Source organism: Methylobacterium frigidaeris (genome assembly GCF_022179185.1).
GTDB classification, from domain to species: Bacteria; Pseudomonadota; Alphaproteobacteria; order Rhizobiales; family Beijerinckiaceae; genus Methylobacterium; species Methylobacterium frigidaeris.
In genome coordinates this window covers 47784-69112 of the sequence record NZ_BPQJ01000017.1, presented here as the reverse complement: position 1 = coordinate 69112, position 21329 = coordinate 47784, and the positions used below count along the sequence as shown (strand labels likewise).

Below are 21329 nucleotides of genomic sequence, written 5' to 3'. Positions count from 1 at the left end.
CGGATCCGTCAATCGACGGAGGCTCGTTCGAGTGCGACGCCTCGCAAGGAAGACTGGGCCGCGGCTTCGCGCCCGAAGAGGCTACCGGGCGCGTGCCGGCGCGCGCCACGCGAGATCGAGGGCGAGGCCCTGCGGCAGGGTGTCGAGGAGCGGCGTGACGGGCAAGCCCGCTTCGTTGAGGAGCCCGGCGCTCCAGTGATTGCAGACGTTGAGCAGGCTGAAGCGCCCCTCCGCTTCGTAGAACAGGCTCGGGCCGTAGAGGCCGGGCCCCGCCTCGACCGGGTGTCCGTCGCGCAGGGTGAAGGCGTGGCCGAGCGCGGTGGCGAGACGCCGGAAGCCGGCCCGCGACAGAGGCAGCGTCATGATCTCGGCCCCCGGGAAGGCCGTGCCGGGCTCGGCCGCGACCCCGACCACGTGCAGCACCGCTGGGCGGCCGCCCGGGGTGAACAGGGCCTTGAGCGCCAGGCGCCAGTCGAGGGCGTCGATCGTCGGCACCGCGCGGTAGAAGCCGGCATCGCCCCAGCCGATCTCGAGGGCCGGATAGGCGCCGAAGCGCTCAGTCACCTCCAGAAGCGTCCCGGACCCGATCTTGCCGGCCGCCCGGGAGAGGTCGTCGCGCGGCAGCAGCAGGCCGGAATGCCAGGCCCGGGCGACGAGCCGCACAATGACCGCCTCTTCGACCGCCTCTTCGACCGCCTCGTCGCCCGGGGCCGGCGGGTAGAGGGCCGGGTCGCCCGGCCGGGCGGTGAGCCAGGCCGCCGCGACCAGGGTGATGGCGGGAGCGACGACGAGGAGCGCCGTTCGCCGGGCGAAGCGGCGCAAGGCGGTTCAGGCCGCCACGGCGAGAAGCCGCAGGTCCTGGTCGGCCGCCAGCCGCTCCGAGGAGGCATCGAGGATCTCGATCGCCGCGACGTCCCCGGCGGCATCGTAGGCGACGACGATGCCCGGCCGTATCTCCCGGCTCTCCACCACCTCGGCATCGGTGAAGCGGACGGACAGCACGTCGGTCTCGGCGTCGTAGCGGCCCTTCACGGCGCGGGTCTCCGGGCGGGCCAGGTCGTGCGGGAGTCGTCGGGGACGGGCTTCGGGCTCATGCCTGTGCGGATATCCGGGCAAAGGGTGACGGATCGCCTCCGGGAGCGTGCCCGTCCAGTCACCCTGGATCGGGCGGTGCCGCAAGCATCCCTGCCCGGATTTTCTTGTTATCCCGCTCCCCGGGCGGCGCAGGAGCCGCCCGCAGGAGGGTACCGATGGCGAGCGAGCCCGACGCATCCATTCCGGCGAGCCGGACTGTCCACGACGTCGCGCTGCTGCGGGCGGAACCGGCGCAGCGGCTGCTGATCGCGCAGCTGCTCCAGCTCTACCTGCACGACTTCTCGCAGCGCCTGCCGCGGGACAGTCCCTGGGGCGAGGTGAGCGAGGCCGGGCTCTTCGCCTACCCGCCCGGCCTCGACGGCTACTGGCAGGAGCCCGACCGGATCCCGTACCTGATCCGGGCCGACGGGCGCGTCGCCGGGTTCGTGCTGCTGCACGCCTGGTCGGCTCTCGATCTGCCCGTCGACCACGCGGTCGCCGAGTTCTTCGTGATGCGCAAGTATCACCGCGTCGGCGTCGGCACCCGGGCGGCCCATCTCGCGATCCGGCGCCATCCGGGGCGCTGGGAGGCGGCGGTGAGCCGGTTCAACCCGGATGCCCTGCCGTTCTGGCGCCGGACCGTCGCCGCGCTGCCGCCGACCGACCTGGAGGAGCGGGCCGGCGACGGCGGACGCACGGTGCTGCGCTTCGTCGTCCCGGGCTGACGGGGTCAGCCCTGCAGCCGCGCCAGCGCCTCCCGCACCTTCTCGCGGCGGGCGATGGCCGCCTCGCGGCGCTCGCGCTGCTCCTCCACCACCTCCTCGGGGGCGCGGGCGAGGAAGTCGGCATTGCCGAGCTTGGCGTCGATCTTCCCGATCTCGCCGCCGAGCTTGGCGTCCTCCTTGGTCAGCCGCGCCACCTCGGCGGTCAGGTCGACCACGCCCTCGAGCGGCAGCGCCGCGACCTCGCCGCGCACGATCAGCTGCACGGCGTTGCGCGGGCTTCCCTCGGCGATCTCGATCGAGGCGATGCGGCCGAGGCGGCGCACGGTGTCGCCCCATCGCGACACGCGCTCGCGCACCGCCTCGCTCGGCGCCACCAGCACCAGCGGGATCTGGGCCCCGGCCGGCACGTTCGTCTCCGAGCGGGCCGAGCGGATCTCCGAGACGAGGTCGACGACCCAGCCGATCTCGGCCTCGGCCTCGGGCCGGGCGAGCGCGCCGAGATCCGGCCAGGACGCCAGCGCCAGCAGCCCGCGCTCGATTCCGGCCTCGCGCGCCTTCGTCGCCCACAATTCCTCGGTGAGGAACGGCATGAACGGGTGAAGCAGCACGCAGATCTGGTCGATCAGGGTCGCGATCGTCCGGCGCGTCTCCTCCTTCGCCGGGCCGTCCTCGCCCTGGAGCACGGGCTTGGCCAGCTCCAGGTACCAGTCGCAGAAGACGTTCCAGACGAAGCGGTAGGCGGCGTTGGCCGCATCGTTGAAGCGGTAGGCCTCGATGGCACCGGTCACCTCGGCGACGGCGCGAGCGGCCTCGCCGAGAGCCCAGGCGTTGAGGGTCTGGGTCACGCCCTCGGGCGCGAAGGCGGGATCGAGCCGGCAGCCGTTCATCTCGGCGAAGCGGGCGGCGTTCCAGAGCTTCGTGGCGAAGTTCCGGTATCCCTCGACGCGTTGCACCGAGAGCTTGATGTCGCGTCCCTGCGCCGCCATGGCCGCGAGGGTGAAGCGCAGGGCGTCGGCGCCGTAGCGGTCGACGAGGTCGAGGGGGTCGACCACGTTGCCCTTCGACTTCGACATCTTGGCGCCCTTCTCGTCGCGGACGAGGGCGTGGATGTAGACGGTCCGGAACGGCACCTCGTCCAGCGCGTGAAGGCCGAGCATCATCATCCTGGCAACCCAGAAGAAAATGATGTCGAAGCCCGTCACCAGGGCGGAGGTCGGGTAGTAGCGGGCGAGTTCCGGCGTCTCCTCCGGCCAGCCGAGCGTCGAGAACGGCCACAGCCCCGAGGAGAACCAGGTGTCGAGCACGTCCTCGTCGCGGCGCAAGGAAACCGGGCGGCCGTGCTTCGCCGCCGCCTGGGCCAGGGCCTCCTCCTCGCTGCCGGCGACGAAGCAGTTCCCGTCGGCGTCGTACCAGGCCGGGATCTGGTGACCCCACCACAGCTGGCGCGAGATGCACCACGGCTCGATGTTCTCGAGCCACTGGAAGTAGGTCTTCTCGTAGGTCTCGGGCACGAAGCGGGTGCGGCCGTCGCGCACCGCCTGCAGGGCCCGCTCGGCCAGCGGCTTGACGTTCACGTACCACTGATCGGTCAGGTAGGGCTCGATCACCACGCCCGAGCGGTCGCCATGCGGCACCGCGTGGGTGTTGGGCTCGATTCCCGCCAAGCGGCCGCGCTCCTCCATCAGGGCGACGACCTTCGCGCGAGCGGCGAAGCGGTCGAGGCCGTGCAGCGCCAGCGCCTCCGGCTCCGGGCTCGCCTCCGCCAGGAAGTCCGCGTTGCCCTCGAGGCTTATGCGGGCTTCCTCATCCAGGATGTTGATCTGGACGAGACCGTGCCGGCGGCCGACCTCGAAGTCGTTGAAGTCGTGCGCCGGGGTGATCTTGACCGCGCCGGTGCCCTTCTCGGGGTCGGAATACTCGTCGGCGACGATCGGGATCAGCCGGCCGACGAGCGGCAGGCGCAGGCGCTTGCCGACGAGCGCGCGGTAGCGCTCGTCCTCCGGGTGCACCGCGACGGCGGTGTCGCCCAGCATCGTCTCGGGCCGGGTCGTCGCGACGGTGATGGTCTCAGCCGTCTCGGTCCCGGCCTCGTCCACCACCGGATAGGCGAAGTGCCAGAGATGGCCCTTCACCTCGACCTGCTGCACCTCGAGGTCGGAGATCGCGGTCTGGAACTTCGGGTCCCAGTTCACCAGGCGCTTGTCGCGGTAGATCAGCCCCTGGGCGTGCAGGTCGACGAAGACCTTCAGGACGGCCTTCGACAGGCCCTCGTCCATGGTGAAGCGCTCCCGCGACCAGTCGCAGGAGGCGCCCAGGCGCTTGAGCTGGTTGACGATGGTGCCGCCCGATTCCGCCTTCCACTCCCAGACCCGGCGGACGAATTCCGACCGGCCGAGGGTGCGCCGGTCGGGCTGCTGCTGCTCGGCGAGGCGGCGCTCCACCACCATCTGGGTCGCGATGCCGGCATGGTCGGTGCCGGGCTGCCACAGCACGTCCTTGCCGCGCAGGCGCTCGAAGCGGGCGAGCACGTCCTGAAGCGTGTTGTTGAGGGCGTGGCCCATATGCAGCGAGCCCGTCACGTTCGGCGGCGGGATCATGATGCTGTAGGGCTCGGCACCGGCCCGGTCCGGGCGCCCGGCCCGGAAAGCCTGCGCCTCCTCCCACTCGGCGGCGATGCGCGCCTCGACGGCGGCGGGATCGAAGGTCTTGTCCATCATCGCGAAAGCGCCACTCGCACGCCGCTCGGGCGCACGTCCCCGGCGGGACGCGCGCCTCACGGGCGCCGGAACCAGAAACGAAAAAGGCCGGCCGCGCGAGCGGCCGGCCCCCGAGCCCGCTTTCAAGCGGACGCGGGCGGTTCCGTCAACTGGAGCCGTCGCGCGATCGGCGACCCGGGGATCACCGCCAGGGAATCACCGTCCTCTTGCGACGCGCTCGATCTCGGCCCGGACCAGGCGCTCGACCATGACCGGCAGGTTGTCGTCGAGCCAGGCCTTCAGCATCGGGCGCAGCATGTCCTGCACCAGGTCCTCGATGGTGCGGGCGTTGCGGGTCAGCACCGTGCTGGCCAGAAGGTCGAAGGCGTGGCCGACCGTGGCGTCCGTCGCCTGGGACAGGAGCCGGTCCTCCATCGCCGGGCGGGGCGGCTCCGGCGGCGCGGCAGGCGGCGGGGCGACGGCCTTCGGGGGCTCCGGCTCGATCTCGATCGCGTCGAAATCCATCGGCTCGTCGCGGAACGCGATCTCCGGCATCGGGTCGAACGTGTCGTCGAAGCTCGGCTCGGGCTCGGGCTTCGGGGGCGGCGCCTTGGCGACCGGCTCCTTGGCGACCGGCTCCGGCTTCGGGGCGGGCATGGGTGCGGGGGACATGGGTGCGGCGGGCTTGGGCGCGGGCTTGGCCACCATCGCGAGGTCGAGCACGTCGTCCTCCTCCGGCTCAGGCGTCGGCACCGCCACCGGCCGCGATCCGGCGGCAGGCGGCTCGGCCGGCTTCTGGTCGTCGGCGATGATGCGCCGGATGGAGGCGAGGATCTCCTCCATCGAGGGTTCCTGCGTCTTGTCCTGCGTCTTGGGGCTCGCGGCGCTCATCCGGCTCAACGCTCGAGTGCAGAGGATCGGGGGGTCGGGATACGCAGTATTCCACAGGGCCGGCCCCGCACAAGCGAGGCGGCCCGCGCAACTCACAGGAAGGCGGCGCGGGGCCTCCCCGCGCCCGCCACGGTCAGCGGCCGTCCGGCGTGCGCACGCCGTACCAGAGGTCCTTGACTTGGTCGTAATGCTGCTTGGCGCTGTACTGGGCCACCGGCACGGCGATGAAGCGGGTGGTGAGGCGGCCGACAGTCTGCACCACCTGGTAGGAGCCCACCACCCGGTCGCGCTGGGCGGCGATCAGGCTGACGCGGGCGGTCAGCAACTCCTGCTGGGCGTTCAGCACGTCGAGGGTCGTGCGCTGGCCGACCCGGGCCTCCTCGCGCACGCCGTTCAGCGCCACTTCGTTGGCCTGGACCTGGGCCTGCGAGGCGATGACGCGGGCCTTGGCCGCCTCGAGGGCGCCCCAGGCGGTGACGATGCCGGCGCGGACCTGGTCGCGGGTCAGCTCGGCCTGGAGCCGGGCCTGGCCGACCTGCTCCTTGGCCTGGCGGATCTGCGCGTACTCGGTGCCGCCCTGGTAGAGCGGGACCGTGAGCTGCCCGATGATCGAGCCCTGGAAGTAGCGGGTATTGGCGATCTGCTGGTCGAAGACCTGCGCGGCGTTGCCGCTCAACGAGACCGTCGGATAGAGGGCCGATTCGGCGATCTTGACCTGCGCCTCGGCCGCGTCGACCGAGTGGAGGGCTGAGAGGATCGCCGGGTGCTCGGTGAGGCCGATCTCGACCGCTGCCGTCAGGGTCCCGGGCACGTAGCGGTCGATCGGGCGGCCGGGGGCGAGCTGGCGCGGCTCGACGCCGATCACCTGCCGGTAGGTCGCGATGCTGGTGCGCAGGTTCGCCTCGGCCAGGCTGACCTGGGCCCGGGCGCCGGCGAGCCGCGCCTCGGCCTGGGCGACGTCGGTGCGCGTCACCTCGCCGACGTTGAAGCGGTCGCGGGTCTGGCGGAGCTGCTCCTCCAGCACCTCGACGTTGTTGCGGTTCAGCTCCAGCGTGGCGGTGTCCGCCAGCACGTTCATGTAGGCCTGCGCCGCCGAGAACAGCGTCTGCATCTCGGTGTTGCGCAGGGTCTCGCGCCCGCCCAGCACCTGCGACTCGGCCTGCCGGGTCTGGTTGTCGGTCCGGAAGCCGTTGAACAGGGTCTGGTTGACGGTGAGGCCGGCCGAGCCCGGGATCAGGGTCTGCGAGGCGTCGCCGCCGCCGATTTCCCCGCGCGCGGCGCCGAGGCGCCCCGACACGTTGCTGACGCCGACGCTGGCCGCCGCGCTCACGGTCGGACGATAGCCCGCCAGCGCCCGCGGCACGTTCTCGTCGTTGGCGCGCTGGCCGGCGCGCTGTGCGTTCAGCGTCGGGTTGCCCGCATAGGCCCGCGCGAGCGCGGTATCCAGGGTTTCCGCGACCGCGCCCTGGCCCGCCATGGCGAGCGCCATGGCGGCGAACCCGCCCAGCCGAAGCCCGCGGAACACCTGAGTTCCTGTGTCAGTCACGCCTGTCTACCCTGTGCGGCTAGCCCACAATCGACCGGCTCTGCACCGCGGGCGGCTGAGCCGGTTCGTCATATCGCTGTGCCCACCTCGAGCGTGACCTTAGCCGAGGGTGGTTCCGGGAGCACCGCCCCCGCACTGTGGATGACCGAGTTTGACCGGCGGTGCCGCATAAAAGCGACAGGTATCCTTGGGGAAATTCAGGGTCGCGGTTCGGCGATTCGCACGCATCCTCGCGCCGGGCCCCGGCGGAGCGCGTGCTCCCTGCAAGTGATTGGTGAACGAATGCATTCGCGCGTCGTTCTGCCCGCGGACGCGGCCTCGGCTGCCCGGCCTAAGCCCCGGGTCGGGGCGCCGAACTCGGGCCGCCGGAGAGGCTGGACGGTGGGCCTGCGCAATGGGCCAAGAAAAATCCGCGTCGAGGACCTTGGTCGGAGCCGTCGGCCGGCTACCCAGATCAGCGGAGGACCACCCTCCTTCGAAGGTGGTTCGATTCAGGCGCGGGACCGGCGACGGTGTCCCGCGCCGGAGCGTCAGAATGCGAAGCCGGCCTCGACCGCGAAGGCGCGCAGGGGCGGCAGGGTGGCGTCGAAGAGCGGACGCGAGCCGAAGGCGTCGCCGGAACGCACCCACAGGGTCGCCTTGGCCGGGCGGCCCTGGCCCTGGACGCAGGCGAGGCGCCCGCCATCGGCGAGCTGCTCCAGCAATCCTTGCGGGCGCTGCTCGACCTGGCCCTCGACCAGGATCGCGTCGTACGGCGCGTGGCCGGCCGCACCCTTCTCAAGCGGGCCGACCTCGACGGTGACGCCGTCACCGACCCGCTCGCGCGCCGCCGCGGCGAGGCCGGGGAGCGATTCGAGGGCCACGACCTCGACGCCGAGGCGGCGCAGGAGGGCGGCGCCGTAGCCGAGGCCGGTTCCGACCTCGAGGACGCGGTGGCCCGGCTTGAGGGCCAGCGCCTGGATCAGGCGCGCCAGCACCATCGGGGCCGGCATGTAGCGGGTCTCGCCGTCTTCCGTGCCGACCGCCTGGGGCTGGTCGATATAGGCGAAGGCTTCCCGGTCCGCCGGCATGAACCGCTCGCGGGGGACGGCGTCGAACGCGTCGAGGAGCGCGATGTCGGTTACGTCGAACGTCCGGAGCTGGCAATCGACCATGAGGCGGCGCGCTTGCGCGTAGTCGAGCATGAACGTCTCTGGAGAGCTTGAGCGACGGCCAAGCCGCGACGGTCAAGCCGCCGGGCGACGCGGTTGTGGTGGATCGCCGGCCAAAAGGCAAGGATCCGGGCAAGATGCCAGGAAAGCCCGGCCTTGCGCGAGCGACGGCCTGATCTGCATCCGGATCGCGCGACGACGGTCGGGATCCGAATTCCTCTTGGTCTTTCAAGAGGCCGGCGGAAAGCTCGGGGCCGTCGATCCTGGAGCGTCCGAGGCTGTTTCCGGCCGACGCCCCGACAATCGGAGCGCGACAATGGACGAGGTCCCGCCTCCTCCGCAAGGGCATTCTTGCAAGGGCATTCTTGCGCAAGGGCGATCTGGGGCGAGAGGCTGTTTCGGTCTGCGGACCTGGCCTCGTCGGGCGCATGGAAGGGGCGTGGCGCCCGCTCGATCCGCCGGTGCCTGACGGTCCTCCCGTCTCCCGCGGCGGGACGAGGGGGTGCGGCTCCGGTCCTTCGGTCCTGCCGAGGAGCACCTCGTCGGCTCTCGTCGTTGCACAAGAATGAGGCTGGAAGCCTCTTCTCTCGCCATCACCGCCGGATGCCGTCCGGCTGGCCGCCATCAGGGCTCGCATCAGGGGCCCGGCGCGCCTTTCCGTTCCGTCCCCCCGGCAGCGACGCGCCCTCAATGGCCGGGATCTGCATGAGCATGCCCGATCCGACGGGTAGCTTGATCTACAGTTCCGAAAGCATGGGAAAGCAAGATTCGGGCCGATGAGCGTGAGACAAGTTCGATGTTGCGTGGGTAAGCTGGCGGACTTAAGTCTGCTGCCGTTGCGGGACGTGTTGTCGACAGCGGGGGGAGCGGGCGTTGAACGGGTATGTGAGCGCTATGTTTGCTGCGTCGGACGAGAAACGGGCATCCTGTCTCGCCGATCTTCTGAGCCGGGACCGTAGTTGGATCGGTGGCCGCGCCAATCTCGATCGGGACATGCGGGCGGTCGAGATCGACGGCGAGATACCGGCCCTCGACATCTCGATCTATCTCAGGAACGAGGGGCGCCACCGCGAGGCCCTGACGATCCTGGAGAGAGTTCGCGCCAAGAATCCGCTGAACGACATCGCCTACTACCAGGCCGCGCTGAACAGCGCGATGATGGGGAACCTCACGAGCGCGGTTCAGTTCGGGCGTCGCGCCCTGCAGATCCAGCCCTCGAACGTCGAGTACCGCTCGCTGCTCGCCCGGGCCTTGTCGATCGCCGGGCAGACGGACGCGGCGCGCCGGCTGATGCTGACCTCGCACGAGACCAACCCGGACCATCGCAACCTCTTCGAGCGGATCGGCCAGTTCATCGACTATTGCGAGGCTCATCCGCTGCAGGGCGCCCGCGACACCCTCGACCGCTTCATCGAGGACGGGCTCTACCTGGAGGCCGACGCCGTTCGTCGCCACGTCCTCGAAGCGGTGGCTCAGGGCCGGCCGTTCTCGTTCGCGCGCTTGGGCGACGGCGAAGGCGCGTGGCTGTCGTTCAACGATTACGACGAGGGCCGCTACGCCGCACTCTATCGCGGTCACCGGATCGAGTTCCTGCGCGACTGGTTCGGCACGGACCGGCTGATCCACGCGGAGGACTTCTTCCGCTTCTCGATCGACCTGCAGACCGGGTTCGCCGGCCACGACCTCATCGGCATTCCTCCCAAGGCCCGCCTGGACCAGGAGCAGGGTTTCCTGAGCACGCGGGGGATCACGTCCTCGGTGAACGTCTTCCGGTTCCTCGAGAAGATGTCGGGGCCGGCCAGCACGCGGTTCACCTCGAACAGCATGAATCTCACCCTGAACGACACGCCGTTCTACCGCGACCTGATCTCGGCCGGGCGTCCGTTCGGGATCATCACGAGTCAGTCAGGTCTCGCGGACCTGCTTCGCGGCCGGGGCGTGACCGTGGATCACGCCTACGTGGTGCCGGGCGACAGCCGGAACTTCTCGCGCGGCGAAGGCTCGAACGAGCCGGTCTGCCAGTACCCGCACTTCCTCGAACAGGTCGACGCGCATCTCGGTGCCGAGAGCCAGGCAGGCCGGATCTGGCTCGTGGCGGCGGGTTACGTGGGCAAGCGGTACATCCAGACCGTCCGGAACCGCGGCGGCGTCGCCATCGATCTCGGCTCGCTCGCCGACCACTGGGCGCGCAACGGACTGCCGTGAGCGCGACGTCCGGAGGGATCGACGGTCCTCGGATCGGAGGGCGGCTCTGACGCCGCTCCGCGCGGCCGTCGGTTCCCATCGCGATGCGATCCCGGTGCCCCGCGACGCGCGGGGCACCCATCCCGATACCCTGCTGCCGTGTTCATGAGGTCGCGTCGATCGCCGGGCGCGGTGGGCCGGTGCCGGAGGCTCCGATCCGGCATGCACCCTGTCATGAACGGATTTGAAGATTGGGGGCTCTCGCGACCAGGGCCTCGATGAGTTCGGTCGCCGGAGAGAAGAGATGGAGGCCTCGCCCGGAATCGAACCGGGGTGCAAGGATTTGCAGTCCTCTGCGTAACCACTCCGCCACGAGGCCATCCGGGCCGGCCTGCAGCCGGCGATCGGGCACACCGGGCTTCGAAGCACCGTCTGCGCCGTCTCCCCGGCGTCGGGCGGACGACTCGGGGACGAGGGGTCATTAGCAGAGCCCGGCCCGGCTCCGCAACAGGGATCCGACGGCAAAACGGCGATGGCGGCCGCGAAATGAGCCGGCTGCCGAAAATCTCCACACGAACCAGAAACCCCTTGCGCACCCTGCCCGGCTTGGGTAGAGGTCCCGCCGCGATCCCCGATAGCTCAGTTGGTAGAGCAGGCGACTGTTAATCGCCTTGTCGCAGGTTCGAGTCCTGCTCGGGGAGCCACCTCTCCCGCACATCGTGAAACCGCTGCCGCGCTGGTCGATGCCAGCGCGATCACCCTCGCACGGTCGCCCGCCTGCTTTCATCCGAAAAAATCGACGGAACCTGTCGCCCGGTCCGGTGGTTTCTCGTTCAACTTGCTGCAACGCTTCGCTGCACGCCGCCGCGAAGCAGTCCAGCAGCCTTCGATACGGGAGTTACCAATGATCGGCTGGGCTATCACCTTCCTCGTCGTCGCCCTCGTCGCGGCTCTGCTGGGCTTCGGCGGCATCGCCGGCACCGCCATGGAAGCGGCCAAGATCGTGTTCTTCGTCGCGATCGTGCTGTTCGCCGTCTCGGCGATCTTCGGCCTGATGCGCGGCCGCTCGCCCCGAATCTGACGCAGCCGGCGGGCGGGCCCTGAGGCCCGCCTCCCAGGATCAGGGCGGCCCCTCGGGGCCGCCTTTTTGTTGGCCGGTTTTCTCGGCCTGTTTCTCCTGCCGCTCAGCCCTCGGCCGCGCGCCGCATCCCGTCGGCTGGCGCCAGCGCCGGCCTCGTCCGTGCCCGGCGTGGCACCAGCCGGTGCACCGTCGCGGAGGGGAGCGGACGCGACGCTGCGGCGCGGGCTGCGCGCAGGTCGGCGCAAAGGATGGCCGCGGCAAGGTAGCCGCAGGAGGAGACCTCGATCCTGTCGGGACGGATCGGCGATTCGAATCGAGCCGTGGCCTTCATTCGCCCCTCCCTGTCACTGCACTCTCTTACGCGTGGGCTCGCATGCGCCGCGCGCAGTCCCGTTCGGTTCCTGCGGCGGACGGGCGGGCCAGGCAGCCCTCGGAGTCTTACTGCCTGGCCCGTCGACCACGCCCGGCCGTGCAAGGGAGAGTGGACACGGCGGGTGCAGTGACGACGGTCTCGCAAGCGCTGTGCCAAGTGTGGTGCGAGGGGCGTCGCAGGGGCGGGATGCGCGACAGAGCATCGGGTCCGGCTTCTCCCGGGAATGGACGCTCTCGTTCTAGGCAGGCCCTGCCGCCCCCTCGACATCATTTGCTAAGCATCATGCCGCAGGCCGCGAACGGCCGGTGAGGTGGCCACGGGCTGGGCAGCGCAAGCGATGCGAAGAGAAGACGATCAGCCGGTCGAGCCGTGCCGCTCCGCTGAGGAACGGCATCCCGGCCGGGCGCGCGGCGGCGTCGCGTCCCAGGTGGAATCGCTGCTTTCGCGCCTGGACGGGTGGCGGCGGCGCCCGGAAATCGGGCACAATGCCCTCGACGGGCCATCGTGCCCCCCTCGGAGACATACAGGCATGTCGACTGGCCCCTTCGTCACGGTGGACTGGCTCGCAGAGCGGCTCGCGGCACCCGACATCGTCGTGGTCGACGGCTCCTGGTACCTGCCGGCGATGGGCCGGGACGCCGAGGCCGAGTTCCTGGCGGGGCACATCCCCGGGGCGATCCGCTTCGACATCGACGCGGTGCGCGACGAGGCGAGCGCCCTGCCCCACATGCTGCCCTCGCCCGAGGCCTTCGCCTCGCGGATGCGCCAGATGGGCATCGGCGACGGCATGACGGTGGTGGTCTATGACGGGATGGGCCTGTTCTCGGCCCCGCGGGTGCGCTGGACCCTGAAGGCGTTCGGCGCCCGCGACGTCGCGATCCTGGAGGGCGGCTTCCCGGCCTGGGTCGCGGGCGGGCACCCGGTCGAGGAGGGCGAGGCGCGCCCGCGCGACCGGCGCCACTTCACCGCCCGCCTCGACCACTCGGCGGTGGCGAATGTCGGCGACGTGCAGCGGGCCCTCGCGGGCCAGGCCCAGGTGGTCGATGCCCGCTCCCCCGCCCGCTTCGCCGGCGAGGAGCCCGAGCCGCGCCCCGGCGTACGACCCGGCCACATGCCCGGCGCCCTGAACCTGCACTACGCCGCCTTGCAGGAGAACGGCCGGCTGAAGGACGAGGCCGCGTTGCGCGAGGCCGTGGCCCGGGCCGGGATCGATCTCGACCGCCCGGTGGTCACCACCTGCGGCTCCGGCGTCACCGCGGCGATCGTGGGCGTCGCCCTCGAGAGCCTCGGCCGGCCGGCCCGCGCCCTCTACGACGGCTCGTGGTCGGAATGGGGCGCCCGGGAGGACCTGCCGGTCGTCACGGGGCGTTAGACCCGGCGGTGTCGACCGGCCTCGCCCGGCCTTTCGGCCGGGCGCTGCCCTCAATGCAGGATCTGGCTCAGGAAGAGCCGGGTCCGCTCGTGCGCCGGCGCGCGGAAGAACGCCTCGGGGGTGTTCGATTCGACGATCTGGCCCTCGTCCATGAAGATCACACGGTCGGCGACCTGGCGGGCGAAGCCCATCTCGTGGGTGACGCAGAGCATGGTCATGCCCTCGTCGGCGAGGCCCACCATCGTGTCGAGCACCTCCTTGACCATCTCGGGGTCGAGCGCCGAGGTCGGCTCGTCGAACAGCATGATCTTGGGCGCCATGCACAAGGAGCGGGCAATCGCGACGCGCTGCTGCTGGCCGCCCGAGAGCTGGCCCGGATACTTGTGCGCCTGGTTCGGGATCTTCACCCGGGTCAGGTACTTCATGGCGACCGCCTCGGCCTCGGCCTTCGGCATCTTCTTCACCCAGATCGGCGCCAGGGTGCAGTTCTCGAGCACGGTCAGGTGCGGGAACAGGTTGAAGTGCTGGAACACCATGCCGACCTCGCGGCGGATCTCGTCGATCCGCTTGAGGTCGCTGGTGAGCTCGATCCCGTCGACGACGATGCGGCCGGCCTGGTGCTCCTCCAGGCGGTTGATGCAGCGGATCAGGGTCGACTTGCCGGAGCCCGAGGGGCCGCAGATCACGATCCGCTCGCCCTTGCGCACGGCGAGGTCGACGTCGCGCAGGACGTGGAAGGCGCCGTACCACTTGTTGACCCGCTCCAGCGACACCGCGACCGGCGCGGTGGCGAGCCGGGCGGCCGAGGTGTTGCGGGGGGCGAGGTCCGGATCGGTCTCGGGGAGGGTCGGGATAGGAGAGGAAGCCATCGGGGATCTCACCGTGTCTGGCCGGCCGCGAGCCGCCGCTCGACGAAGCGGGCGTAGCGCGACATGCCGAAGCAGAAGACGAAGTAGAACAGGGCCGCGAAGGCGTAGCCGGTCATCACCACGGTCGGCGCCGCCCAGGCGGGATCGACCCGGGCCGATTCGATCGTGCGGATGAAGTCGAAGATGCCGACGATCGAGACGAGGCTGGTGTCCTTGAACAGGGCGATGAAGCTGTTGACGATGCCCGGGATCACGATGCGCAGGGCCTGGGGCAGGATGATCAGGCGCATTCGGTGCCACGGGCTCAGGCCGAGCGACATCGCCCCCTCGGTCTGCCCGCGAGGGATCGCCTGCAGGCCGCCGCGCACCACCTCGGCCATGTAGGCGGCGGAGAACAGCGCGATGCCGACGAGCGGCCGCGCCAGCCGGTCGACCGTGACGTCGCCGGGCAGGAACAGCGGCAGCATCACGTTGGCCATGAACAGCACGGTGATCAGCGGCACGCCGCGCCAGAACTCGATGAAGATGACGCAGAACAGCCGCACGATCGGCAGCCGCGAGCGCCGCCCCAGCGCCAGCAGGATGCCGAGCGGCAGCGAGGCGACGATGCCGACCAGCGAGACGATCAGCGTCACCAGCATGCCGCCCCACAGGGCCGTCGGCACGGCGGGCAGGCCGAGCGCCGGCACGCCGGCAAGGAGCCCGTAGGAGACGACCGGGAAGACGACGAAGAAGTAGAGCGCCCCCCACGCGCGCTTCGGCGCATCGAGCCACAGCAGCCACCCGACGCCGACCGCCATCAGGGCGAAGAAGACGTTCGGGCGCCAGCGCGCCTCGATCGGGTACGAGCCGTAGATGAAGTAGTTGATCTTGCTCGTCACGAAGGCCCAGCAGGCCCCGACCGGGCGGCCGATCACCTCGGGCCGGCAGGCGTCGCGGTTCTCGCCGGTCCAGACCGCGTCGAAGACGAGGAAGCGAAGCAGCGGCGGCACCACGAGGGCGACGACCGCGAGCGCCGCCAGGGTCATCACGGCGTTGGCCGGGCTGGAGAACAGGTTCTGGCGCAGCCAGGCGAGCGGCCCGCTCACCAGGGAGGGGGGCGGGGCGGCGGGCACCGCCTCGCGGCGGACGAAGGTGAGCGGCAGGGGCTGGGAGCCGGCGGTCATCGTGTCGGTCTCACCGCTCGATCAGCGCGACGCGCCGGTTGTAGAGGTTCATCACGCTCGCCGTGACGAGGCTGATCGTCAGGTAGACCGCCATGGTGATCGCCACCACCTCCACGGCCTGGCCGGTCTGGTTCAAGACCGTGCCCATGAAGACCTGGACCAGGTCCGGGTAGCCGATGGCGACGGCGAGCGACGAGTTCTTGGTCAGGTTGAGGTACTGGCTGGTCAGCGGCGGCACGATCACCCGCATCGCCTGCGGGATCACCACCAGCCGCATGGTCGGGCCGGGTTGCAGGCCCAAGGCGCGGGCCGCCTCGGTCTGGCCCCTGTTGACCGCCTGGATGCCGGCCCGCACCACCTCGGCGATGAAGGCGGCGGTGTAGACCGTAAGCCCGACCACCAGGGCGACGAATTCGGGATAGAGCTGCATCCCGCCGCGCAGGTTGAAGGTCCCCTTCACCGGAAAGTCGAGCGCCACCGGGGCGATGCCGAGCAGCGCCAGCACCCCGTAGGTCAGGAGCGGCAGGCCGAGGATGAGGCCCGAGGCCACCGCCAGAACCGGCAGGCGCCGGCCTGTCCGCGCCTGCTCGCGCTTGGCATGGGCCCGGAACACGAGGGTCCCGACGAGGCCGATGACCAGGGCGACGGGCAGGGCCCAGGCATCCGCCGCGAGCAGGGGTTTCGGCAGGTACAATCCGCGCTGGTTGAGGAAGACCGAGGTGCCCAGCGCGTAGGAATCGCGGGCAGCAGGCAGGCTCGCCAGGACCGCGACGTACCAGAACAGCAATTGCAGCAGCAGCGGGATGTTGCGCAGGACCTCGACGTAGACGGTGGCCAGTGTGCGCACGATCCAGTTCGGCGACAGCCGCGCCACGCCGACCGCGAAGCCGAGGATCGTCGCCAGCACGATGCCGATCACCGCCACCATCAGGGTGTTGGTGAGCCCGACCAGAAAGGCGGTGCCGTAGGTCGAGGTCGCGGCGGCGAAGGGGATCACCGTCTGGTTGACGTCGAACCCGGCGGTGTTGCCGAGGAAGCCGAAGCCCGAGGCGACGCGGGCATTGCGCAGGTTCTCGGCGGCGTTGCCGATCGCGATCCAGGCCACCGCCCCGACCGCGAGCAGCAGCAGGATCTGGTAGGCCGCCCCGCGGATGCGGGGATCGTAGAGGGGCGAGACCCGGGGCGGACCGGACGGCGCATCGGCCGGAAGCTGCGTCGGCAAGGGTGGCGTGCTCGCGTCTGTGGTTGCCGGAGGACGGCGCCCGGGAGGCCCGGGCGCCGCTCAGTCATGCGGTCAGCGGATCGGCGGGCCGTATTGCAGGCCGCCCTTCGACCACAGGGCGTTGAGGCCGCGCTGGATCTTCAGGGGCGAGCCCTGGCCGACGTTCTTCTCGAACACCTCGCCGTAATTGCCGACGAGCTTGATGATCCGGTAGGCCCAGTCGTTGGTGAGACCCAGGTCCGTGCCGTACTTGCCCTCGGTGCCGAGGATGCGCTTCACGTCCGGGTTGTCGGACGACTTCACCATCTGGTCGACGTTGGCTTGCGTGATGCCGGCTTCTTCCGCGTTCAGCATCGCGTAATGGGTCCAGCGGACGATGTCGGCCCACTGGGCGTCGCCCTGGCGCACCGCCGGCGCGAGGGGCTCCTTCGAGATGATCTCCGGCAGCACGATGTTGTCGTCCGGTGCCGAGGCGCGCAGGCGCTCGGCGTAGAGGCCCGAGGCATCGGTGGTGAAGGCGTCGCAGCGGCCGGAATCGTAGGCCTTGAAGGTCTCGTCGGCGCTGGCGAAGGCCACCACCTCGTACTTCATCTTGTTGGCCCGGAAGTAGTCGGCCAGGTTCAGCTCGGTCGTGGTGCCCTGCTGGGTGCAGACCGAGGCGCCGTCGAGCTGCTTGGCCGACGTGACGCCGAGCTTCTTCTTCACCATGAAGCCCTGGCCGTCGTAGAAGTTGACGGCCGGGAAGTCGAGCCCGAGCGTGGTGTCGCGCGACATCGACCAGGTGGTGTTGCGCGACAGGATGTCGACCTCGCCCGACTGGAGCGCCGTGAAGCGGTCCTTGGCCGAGAGCGGGATGAAGCGGACCTTCGTGACGTCGTTGAAGATCGCCGCCGACAGGGCCCGGCAGAAATCGACGTCGAGCCCGGTCCAGCGGCCCTGCGCGTCCGGCACGCCGAAGCCGGCCAGCCCCGGGTTCGAGCCGCAGGAGATGTAACCCTTCTGCTTGATGCTGTTCAGCGTTCCTTGCGCCTGGACGGCGCCCGCCAGCAGGGTGGCACCGAGCCCGAAGGCCAGGGCCGCGACGATGGTCTTCATGCGGTCTGCGTCTCCCGTTCCGGTTGCGGCACCCTGCGGCCGCCCCCCGTTTGCCCAAGCACGGACGCTGCCTAAGCAAGAGGCATTCCAAGCGAACGGCGCTGCCCGGTCAAGGGGTTGGCTCTGTAGACGAACAGCGTAGACGGCCGGCGCCGAGGTTGCGATGGGCGCAAGGCTCTCGCACGCCAGGCTTGACGCGGCCGGGCGGCCCGGGATGTGCTCCGCCCCGGCATCCTCACGCCCGATGTTGTCACGCCAGAGGCCCGATGAGTATCACCCCGCCCCGAGACAAGAGCCGCCTCGGCACCCGCACCCGCCTGGTCCATGCCGGCCGCGACCCGTCGCAGCAGCACGGTTTCGTCAACACACCGATCTATCGTGGCTCGACGGTGCTGTTTCCGAGCTACGACGCGATTCAGAACCGGCGGGCGGACTATACCTACGGCACCGCCGGCACGCCGACGGTCCGCGCCCTCGAGGCCGCCTGGACCGAGCTCGCGGGGGCCGCCGGCACGGTGCTCACGCCGTCGGGCCTCGCCGCCATCACGGTCGGGCTCCTCGCCTGCCTCAAGGCCGGCGACCACCTGCTGGTGACCGATTCCGCCTATCGTCCGACCCGGGTCTTCTGCGACGGGTTCCTGAAGCGCTTCGGGGTCGAGACCACCTATTACGAGCCGACGGTCGGGGCCGGCATCGCCGATCTGATGCGCGACAACACCGCGGCGGTGCTCACCGAGGCGCCGGGCTCGCAGAGCTTCGAGATGCAGGACATCCCGGCCATCGCCGAGGTGGCCCACGCCCGCGGCGCCTGCGTGCTGATGGACAACACCTGGGCGACGCCCCTGCTCTTCCCGCCGCACGAGCGCGGCGTCGACATCGCCATTGAGGCCGGCACCAAGTACCTGTCGGGCGGCTCGGACCTGCTGCTCGGCCTCACCTCGGCGAACGCCAAGTACTGGCCGGCCCTGCGGCGGACCTTCGACCAGTTCGCGATGTGCGCCGGCGCGGAGGACGTTTTCCTGGCGTTGCGCGGCCTGCGCACCCTGCCGTTGCGCCTGCGCGAGCACGGCGAGCAGGCGCTCACGCTCGCCCGCTGGTTCCAGGGCCGGCCGGAGGTCGCCCGCGTGCTGCACCCGGCCCTGCCGGAGGATCCCGGCCACGCGATCTGGTCCCGCGACTTCCTGGGCTCCTCGGGCCTGTTCTCGATCATCCTCAAGCCCTGCCCCGAATCCGCGGTGGCGGCGATGCTCGACGGGCTGGAGCTGTTCGGGATGGGCTTCTCCTGGGGCGGCTTCGAGAGCCTGGTGATCCCTTTCGACTGCGCGCCCTATCGCACCGCCAATCCCTGGGCTCCCGGCGGGCCGGGATTGCGGTTCCAGGTCGGGCTGGAGGATCTGGACGACCTGACGCGGGATCTCGAGGCCGGGTTCGCGCGGTTGCGCGCGGCGAGTTGAGCGCGGATTTCCGCTGACCTCGCGAGGTCGAGCACGCTTCCCCTCTCCCGTGCGGGAGAGGGGCCGGGGGTGAGGGTGATACAAGTCGTGCGGGAGAGGGAATCCCGCGGCTTCACGTCATCGCGGAGAGATGGAAGAGATCGTGCCTACGGCGCCAGCCACGTCGCTCCCTGCCCCTCCCCGTTCCAGGTGAACAACGCCCGCCGGTGCCCCGACCTGGCGAGATACAGGAATTCGAGCCGGGCGACGGTGAGAACCACCACGCGGAACTCCGAAAATCCCGCCGCCACCGCCCCTTCGTCCTGCGGCTGCACGGAGGCGCCGCCTGCCGGCAACGGCGTGCCAGGACCCGGTGCGGTGCCGTAGCAGACCCGGCTCATCGGCCGCGACGCGCCCCAGGCGGCACGGGCCACCTCGTCCCCGCCGTGCAGGCGGGCCCTGCCCTCGATCCGGACCTGGAGCTTGGCCTTGGCGTCGTAGGCGTGGAGCGCCGCCCGGGGATCGGCGGCGATCTCGGCGGCCTTGTCGGAGCGGGCGTCGCAATGGATGCGCAGCGTGCGGGCCGCCCGGTCGACTCCGCGCAAGACCACGGTGCGCAGGCGCGGGGCGCCGTCGCGGCCGAGCGTGGCCAGCGCGGGCGTATGGAAGCCGCTCTGGTGCGCCGCCCCCTCCTCCAGCCGGCGCCAGGCCTCGGCGAGGCAGCCCGCGAGGTCGTCGTAGAAGGAGGGCAGCTCGGTCATGGCGGCTGAAGGCCTCCGGTTCGTTCACCAATCTAGGGCACGGTCCGGGGAACCGGGATGCCCCAGTGAAGCTTGTCCCGGCGAAGCTTGTCCGTAAGACCGCTCTTCCCGAGGCTCGAACTCATGACGCTCCGCATGATGCTGGCCTGGTTGCCCCTGGCGGCCGCCCTCACGGCCCTGCCGGCGATGGCGGCCGACATGCCCGCCGGCTACGCGGCGCGTGGTGGGGCCGCGTTCTCCGCCGGCTGGCGGGCGCCGCCCCCGCCGCCTCCCGCCGTCGCGCTCGAGGCGGAGGTCCAGGCCGATGTGATCCTGGCCGAGCCGCCGCCCCGCCCGCTCCTCGGCTTCGGCTACGCGCCGGTCCTGCCCTATTACGGCGTCTCGACCGGCCCCTACGGCTACCCGCCGCGGCGCGAGCCCGGGATCGGCGTCGGGCTGTTCTGATCCGCGGGCTCGTCGCAGGCGGCGAGCCGCCCGGCCACCAGCGCCTGCATCGTGAAGAGGTGGCGGTCGCGGATGCCCATCGCCTCGCAGGCCGCCACGGTGTTGAGCAGGTACTCGGCGCTCGGGCCGATGGGGCCGCAGGCGGCCGCGATGTGCGCGGCGATCTCCGCGTCGGTGAGCCGGCCCGCGTAGCGCCCGCCCGTCCGGTCGGCCACGAAGGCCAGGGCCGGCACCGGCCCCTCCGCGGTCTCGGCGGCGAGCCAGCGGGCAACGTAGCCGCGCCCGCGCATCTCCCGGCGCCAGACCGGCCGTACGGCCGCCCGCAGGTCGTCGCCGGCGAGGCGGTAGGCGAGGCCGCGGCACTGCCCGCCGCGATCGAGGGCGAGCATCACGCCGGGCCGCTCCGGCGTGCCGCGAAAGCCGTGCTGCCACAGGCAGAACCGGCGGTGCCAGCCCCGCACTCTCGCCTCGCGGCGCTCCGAGAACGGGAATTCCGGCCGCCACATCAGGGCGCCGTAAGCGAACAGCCACAGGGTGCCGGGATCGCCCGGCTTCTCGGCCATGGCCGAGTCGAGGCGCGCATCGGCCTCCGCCTCGCCCATCAGCGCCATGCCGTAGCCGGGGCCGCGCCAATCGGCGGTCACCGCATGCGGATGGGCCCGGGCGATCAGTGCGGCATCGAGCGTGAGGGAGCGTTTCGGCATCGCAACCGTTAGTCCGGTGGGGTGCGGCAGCGCAGCTGTGAGCCGAATGCGTGCAATCGGTGCCGATCGCATGCGATCGGCTTTTCCGGCAAGCGTGGCCGCCCCATGTTAGTGCCGTGCTAAACAGCACAGGTCCAGGGTGATCCGGAATGGTGATCCGGGATCAGGTTGTCCGGGAATGGAGGGACGCGTCATGGCCATCACGGGTCGCTTCAACTTCCGCAAGACCCTCACCGGCAAGCTCGTGCTGCAGGTGGAGACCGAGCGCCGCTCCTGGTGGCCCTTCGCGCGCACCGCCTCGCCGGGCCATGTCTGGCGCGACGCCACGCCGAAGGACCTGACCGCGGTGGAGCTGCAGCAACTGCTGAACCTGCGCCGCAACCCCGGCTACATGCCGCGCAACCCGGTGATCTTCATGATGGGCCAGGGCCAGAAGGACGCCCCCTCCGCCGAGGTGGTGACGCTGGCCGCCCACCGTGCCGTGGGCCAGCAGCAGGCGGTGTGATCCGGATCGCCGGCGGCCGGCAAGCGGCACCGCCCAC

The 21329-nt window shown here is 70.8% G+C and carries 19 protein-coding genes and 2 tRNA genes; 8 read left to right on the top strand and 13 right to left on the bottom strand.

Features of this window, described 5'->3' with window-relative positions; genetic code table 11:
- Positions 1-81: 81 nt before the first annotated feature.
- Both MFF64_RS18445 and MFF64_RS18440 read right to left on the bottom strand, forming a co-directional pair.
- Entirely contained in the window at positions 82-822 is a 741-nt protein-coding gene (locus tag MFF64_RS18445) for a DUF2459 domain-containing protein (RefSeq protein WP_099899730.1), read from the bottom strand.
- A 6-nt stretch (positions 823-828) separates the two neighbouring features.
- On the bottom strand, positions 829-1032 hold the full coding sequence (locus MFF64_RS18440) for a DUF2283 domain-containing protein (RefSeq protein ID WP_099899728.1): 204 nt from the start codon (positions 1030-1032) through the stop codon (positions 829-831).
- Between the two features lie 218 nt (positions 1033-1250).
- Here MFF64_RS18440 and MFF64_RS18435 point away from each other — a divergent pair, with 218 nt between their 5' ends.
- Positions 1251-1799, top strand: a complete 549-nt coding sequence (locus tag MFF64_RS18435) for a GNAT family N-acetyltransferase (protein WP_238191871.1) — start codon at positions 1251-1253, stop codon at positions 1797-1799.
- 5 nt (positions 1800-1804) lie between these two features.
- Here the strand turns inward: MFF64_RS18435 and MFF64_RS18430 are convergent, their stop codons facing one another.
- The 4 genes from MFF64_RS18430 to MFF64_RS18415 form a co-directional block, all read right to left on the bottom strand.
- Positions 1805-4516 (bottom strand): valine--tRNA ligase, encoded by a 2712-nt coding sequence (locus MFF64_RS18430; protein ID WP_238191869.1) that lies wholly within the window; start codon positions 4514-4516, stop codon positions 1805-1807.
- A gap of 195 nt (positions 4517-4711) precedes the next feature.
- Complete coding sequence (locus MFF64_RS18425; RefSeq protein WP_238191858.1) at positions 4712-5386, bottom strand: PopZ family protein; 675 nt, start codon at positions 5384-5386, stop codon at positions 4712-4714.
- Positions 5387-5519: 133 nt separating this feature from the next.
- Entirely contained in the window at positions 5520-6875 is a 1356-nt protein-coding gene (locus MFF64_RS18420; RefSeq protein WP_207768195.1) for a TolC family outer membrane protein, read from the bottom strand.
- Positions 6876-7462: 587 nt separating this feature from the next.
- Entirely contained in the window at positions 7463-8116 is a 654-nt protein-coding gene (locus MFF64_RS18415) for a protein-L-isoaspartate O-methyltransferase family protein (RefSeq protein WP_099906083.1), read from the bottom strand.
- Between the two features lie 960 nt (positions 8117-9076).
- Between MFF64_RS18415 and MFF64_RS18410 the strand changes: the two genes are divergently transcribed.
- Positions 9077-10288, top strand: a complete 1212-nt coding sequence (locus tag MFF64_RS18410) for a tetratricopeptide repeat protein (RefSeq protein WP_238191855.1) — start codon at positions 9077-9079, stop codon at positions 10286-10288.
- A 284-nt stretch (positions 10289-10572) separates the two neighbouring features.
- Here MFF64_RS18410 and MFF64_RS18405 read toward each other — a convergent pair.
- Positions 10573-10646 (bottom strand) — tRNA-Cys (locus MFF64_RS18405).
- A 249-nt stretch (positions 10647-10895) separates the two neighbouring features.
- Between MFF64_RS18405 and MFF64_RS18400 the strand changes: the two genes are divergently transcribed.
- From MFF64_RS18400 to sseA, 3 genes are all read left to right on the top strand, one after another.
- Positions 10896-10971, top strand: a tRNA-Asn gene (locus MFF64_RS18400).
- A 200-nt stretch (positions 10972-11171) separates the two neighbouring features.
- Positions 11172-11348: a DUF1328 domain-containing protein gene (locus MFF64_RS18395; protein ID WP_048431004.1), complete on the top strand. Its 177-nt coding sequence runs from the start codon at positions 11172-11174 to the stop codon at positions 11346-11348.
- 902 nt (positions 11349-12250) lie between these two features.
- A complete protein-coding gene (gene sseA, locus MFF64_RS18390) occupies positions 12251-13093 on the top strand; it encodes a 3-mercaptopyruvate sulfurtransferase (RefSeq protein ID WP_099904054.1) in 843 nt (280 codons plus the stop codon).
- A 50-nt stretch (positions 13094-13143) separates the two neighbouring features.
- Here the strand turns inward: sseA and MFF64_RS18385 are convergent, their stop codons facing one another.
- The 4 genes from MFF64_RS18385 to MFF64_RS18370 form a co-directional block, all read right to left on the bottom strand.
- Entirely contained in the window at positions 13144-13962 is an 819-nt protein-coding gene (locus MFF64_RS18385; protein WP_238191853.1) for an amino acid ABC transporter ATP-binding protein, read from the bottom strand.
- Positions 13963-13970: 8 nt separating this feature from the next.
- Entirely contained in the window at positions 13971-15128 is a 1158-nt protein-coding gene (locus MFF64_RS18380; RefSeq protein WP_099904317.1) for an amino acid ABC transporter permease, read from the bottom strand.
- A gap of 10 nt (positions 15129-15138) precedes the next feature.
- Entirely contained in the window at positions 15139-16350 is a 1212-nt protein-coding gene (locus tag MFF64_RS18375; RefSeq protein WP_238191852.1) for an amino acid ABC transporter permease, read from the bottom strand.
- A gap of 72 nt (positions 16351-16422) precedes the next feature.
- A complete protein-coding gene (locus MFF64_RS18370) occupies positions 16423-17445 on the bottom strand; it encodes an amino acid ABC transporter substrate-binding protein (RefSeq protein WP_099904319.1) in 1023 nt (340 codons plus the stop codon).
- Positions 17446-17711: 266 nt separating this feature from the next.
- Here MFF64_RS18370 and metC point away from each other — a divergent pair, with 266 nt between their 5' ends.
- Positions 17712-18899 (top strand): cystathionine beta-lyase, encoded by a 1188-nt coding sequence (gene metC / locus MFF64_RS18365; RefSeq protein ID WP_238191850.1) that lies wholly within the window; start codon positions 17712-17714, stop codon positions 18897-18899.
- A 146-nt stretch (positions 18900-19045) separates the two neighbouring features.
- On the opposite strand, the gene MFF64_RS18360 is transcribed toward metC, so the two are convergent.
- Complete coding sequence (locus MFF64_RS18360) at positions 19046-19639, bottom strand: pyridoxamine 5'-phosphate oxidase family protein (RefSeq protein WP_099902203.1); 594 nt, start codon at positions 19637-19639, stop codon at positions 19046-19048.
- Between the two features lie 123 nt (positions 19640-19762).
- Here MFF64_RS18360 and MFF64_RS18355 point away from each other — a divergent pair, with 123 nt between their 5' ends.
- Positions 19763-20083: a hypothetical protein gene (locus MFF64_RS18355; protein ID WP_099902205.1), complete on the top strand. Its 321-nt coding sequence runs from the start codon at positions 19763-19765 to the stop codon at positions 20081-20083.
- Here MFF64_RS18355 and MFF64_RS18350 read toward each other — a convergent pair.
- Positions 20038-20787 carry a gamma-glutamylcyclotransferase gene (locus MFF64_RS18350; protein WP_238191848.1) on the bottom strand — a complete coding sequence of 250 codons (750 nt, stop codon included), beginning with the start codon at positions 20785-20787 and terminating at the stop codon, positions 20038-20040. The genes MFF64_RS18355 and MFF64_RS18350 overlap by 46 nt on opposite strands.
- 193 nt (positions 20788-20980) lie before the next feature.
- Between MFF64_RS18350 and MFF64_RS18345 the strand changes: the two genes are divergently transcribed.
- Complete coding sequence (locus MFF64_RS18345) at positions 20981-21292, top strand: hypothetical protein (protein ID WP_099902401.1); 312 nt, start codon at positions 20981-20983, stop codon at positions 21290-21292.
- Positions 21293-21329: the final 37 nt, after the last annotated feature.